The organism is Moorena sp. SIO3H5, assembly GCF_010692395.1.
Lineage (GTDB): Bacteria > Cyanobacteriota > Cyanobacteriia > Cyanobacteriales > Coleofasciculaceae > Moorena.
The window spans coordinates 1-3972 of record NZ_JAAHHS010000553.1; the positions used below are offsets into that span (position 1 = coordinate 1).

At 38.8% G+C, this 3972-nt stretch carries 2 protein-coding genes; both read right to left on the bottom strand.

Going from position 1 to position 3972, the window contains the following annotated elements:
* A partial coding sequence (locus F6K52_RS33350; protein WP_293088960.1) for a polyketide synthase occupies positions 1 to 684 on the bottom strand: 684 nt, incomplete at its 3' end.
* A 1-nt stretch (position 685) separates the two neighbouring features.
* A partial coding sequence (locus F6K52_RS33355; protein WP_293088962.1) for an SDR family NAD(P)-dependent oxidoreductase occupies positions 686 to 3972 on the bottom strand: 3287 nt, incomplete at its 5' end.

Here is a 3972-nt window from a genome sequence, read left to right on the forward strand (position 1 = left end):
ACACTCTCCTGAACGCAGACTTTGACAAGCCATATGGACTGCAACTAAAGAAGTTGAACAAGCTGTGTCTATTTGTATATTTGGCCCCTGCAAACCCAACAAATAAGAAATACGCCCAACACCCATACACCTCAATGTACCGAAACCTGAGTAAGCATCTATTGCATCTTGATTTAGCTGCATACTTAGTTGAGCATAGTCGTCCGTACAAATACCCATGAAAACACCAGTCGGGCTATTTCTCAACTTTTGCCATGTTTGTCCAGCATTCTCCAATGCTTCCCAGGTAACTTCTAGAAGTAATCTATATTGTGGATCTAACTTGACTGCTTCTCTTGGGGAAATACCAAAAAACTGAGGGTCAAATAGATCGACATCTGTGATGAATCCACCCTCTTTGGTATAGCTTTTACCAGGAGTTTCTGGGTCTCGATCGTAGTATGCATTCACATCCCATCGCTGGGGTGGCACTTGTGCAATCGCATCTATGCCGTTATGCAACAGATGCCAATATGTAGACTGGTCATTAGCTCCACCAGGAAATCTGCATCCCATACCCACGATAGCTATAGGCTCAGTTTTCGCTTTATTTGCTGCTTCAAGTCTAGTTCGCATTTCTTTTAGACCTTGAAGTAACTGTTTAGATGAAAATGTTTGCTGTGTTGTTTTATAAATATCCTTCATTTCAGCTTTCCTCCCTTAGTAGGTATTGGATTTCTTTCCATTCTTCTGCAATTGCATTATCAATTTCCTCTTCAGGTTCTGTTTCAAGATTTGGAGGAACTTTGTTCGTTACATCTGTATTTTGACTATCTCCAACATCAACTTTTGGATTTTGCTCCTCTGAGAAAATTTCGTTAATTAGATATTCAGCTAGCTCTTGGATATTAGAGGTATCAAAAAATGTAGCAGTACTAATCGAATAATTCAGGTTAGAACTCAACATATTTCTTAACTCAACAACCCTCAAAGAATCCATACCCATCTCAAAAAATCCTAATTTTGGATCTTGAAACTTGGATTTTGAAAATCCTAGTAGTTTGTTGATTTCCCTTTGAATGTAACCAGTTAAAAGTTCTTTTCGTTCAGTATTTGAGACTTTTTGAAGTTGGTGTAAGATATGGGAGTTTTGTTCTAGAGATAATATATCATCTTGGGAGTATGAGCCAATTTCTTCGAGAAGCAAACGTTTTGTTCCAACTTCGTATAGTTGTTTGAATAGACTCCAATTAACATCCGCTACTGTTATTTGGCTCATCCCACTTGTCCACAACTGCTCCAAAACCGCTACTCCTTGTTCAGGAGATAGAGGTTTAATGCCTCTTTTGCTCAGTTTTTTCAATTCCTCTTCACTTGCCATACCAGCACCAGACCAAGGTCCCCAGTTGATACTCATACCAGGCAATCCTTTGGCTTGACGGTAATGAGCTAGCCCATCTAAGAAATGATTCGATGCTGCATAGTGAGCCTGACCTGCTGCACCCCATACTCCTGATATTGAAGAGAAACTCACAAAAAAGTCGAGATTTCTGTCTTCAGTTAGTTGATGAAGTATCCATCCACCAATAACTTTGGGAGCCATTACCTCTTCTAACTCAGACAGTTCCATCTGTTCTATTGGGTTAATGGTTCCCACACCTGCTGCATGAACTATCCCTTTAATTGGTGCCATGGAACTTTCTACTTGCTCAAAGACTCTTGAAAGTTCTTGAGGATTGCAGACATCAGCTTGAGCTACAACTACTTCTGCTCCCTGCTGTTGTAAATGACTGATAGTTGCTTGCTTGTGCTGTGAGGGTTGAGTTCTACTGACTAAAACCAGATGGCGAGCGCCCTTGGATACCATCCATTGAGCTGTTTGTAATCCTAAAGCGCCCAGCCCTCCTGTAATTAAGTAAGTTGCATCATCATTCAATAAAACTGGCGGAGATTCTGGTAGGAGTTGTTTTACTAAACGAGCTACATAAGCTCTGCCAGAACGAAAAGCTAGATGATCTTCCCCTTGATTATCTGTTATGTACTCTAGAAGCATTTCCACCTCGTTTGTAGAAGCCTCTACATCTAAGTCTAGTAAACCTCCCCACAACTGAGGATGTTCCAGGGATAACACTCGACCTAATCCCCATATTGGAGTTTGAGCTACGGCCATTGCCTTTGTCTCTGATAGCACAGGCTGAGAACCTCTAGTGACCAGCCAAAGTTTTTGTGAGAAAAAGTTAGGATGTTTTAGGAAAGCTTGCACCAAATGTAATACACTGCCACAGCCCCATTGTTGAGCTTGCTCCAAATCGGATATATTCAGTTGTAATGATGATGGAGTCTCTATACTCCACAGATGTATAGTTCCCTTCCAATCCCCCTGAGTATTTGTTATTATCTGCTGGCACAAAGTCTCAAAATCCTCTGGATGAGATGGGTTTATTTCCCAACTATCTATCTCCTTTTGCTTGTAGGCTTTACCAGGAAAAACCATGAAACAGCGATCGCCATTTTTTTCCAATAGTTTTCGTAATTCTTGACCCACACACCCTGTGTCACTAAAGATCAGCCAATTTCCTACTACAGTATCTTTTGTTTTAGCTAGCTGCTTTTTATTACCAGGCTGAAGTTGCCATTTAACTTCATAAAAAAGTTGTTGAAAAGAAACATCAGAGAAATATAGAGGAGTCTCAAGTTTTTGTTGGTTGAGTTGATAAATTTCATTTGCTGGCAGATCATTTTGTTTCTGGGCAGTAAGTACTACATAGCTTACTAAGCCCTTACGAAGCATCTTGTACAAGTTTTGATAAGACTGAAAGCCTACTATTGTATTTTCTGTAAAATTCCATTTTTTACAGACATATTCCAAATTGTCTTGAAAATTTGAATCGTAGAGACCGTTAGCAACTTCCGGGCTAATATCTACATAGTCAATTACTTTCAGATGATTTTCTGAGAGTAGATTCAGCCATTCTTGTTTAGTTATTAGATAAGATGAGTGAGCATCATAATCAATCGCAAATGATGCATTTGATATAAAATCTGCAACAACAAAATAACCGTTGTTATTTAAGTGATTGCCGATATTTAAAAACAGTTTATTTTTGTTCCTTATATGACAGATTACTTCAAATCCATACATCAAATCGTAGTTGTCGGGAAATTCATCCTTTGAACTATCTTGATTTAGGATTTTGACTCGTTGCTCTAGGTTAAATTCATTTATTTTTCGATTGCCCAGCTCTACTTGAGCGCCTGATATTGTATAACCACACAGCTCGAGGCTATCATACTTCAGCGCTAGATCTATTAAATCAGTGCCATGTCCACAACCAATATCGAGAACTTTCTTACAGGAGCCAAAATCTACTTTTCTCCAACCTATCTTTCTAGTTTCTTGTTGGGCAATTTTAATAAGTTTAGCATATTTTTTTTCTGATGTTATTTCTAAAAGCCATGAAAAGTCTCGAATAATTGTTGGCAAAGGGATATAATTTAAAATTAAACTTTCACCTTCATTCTCAAAATCAACTAATTCATCATAATATTCAACAACTACATTGGATTGAGGTTGAAAATATTCTTGATGTCTATTTATTAAAATTTCCAGTATTTTAGGTAAAAATATTTGCTCATCTTCTGTCAGTTGTTCAGTCTGAATTAACTCCTGAGTTAGTCCTACTGTATCAGCCTGATTTAGTAGGTTGACAACTAAACTTGAGGACTTTTCATTCATAGTCCCCTGGTCTAGATTTGTGGCAGTATCTATCCAATAACGCTGCCGCTGAAACGGATAAGTCGGCAATACTACCTTCTGCCTCCTACCATCTCTGTCCATTCCTAACCAGTCTATCTCTGCTCCTTCTACATACAACTTTCCTACACTACACAACATTGACTCCCACTCATCTACTCCCTTTCGCAGTGATGGCAACCACACTCCTTCTCCTGTTGATACACAACTACGTCCCATCCCTAACAGTATTGGTTGCG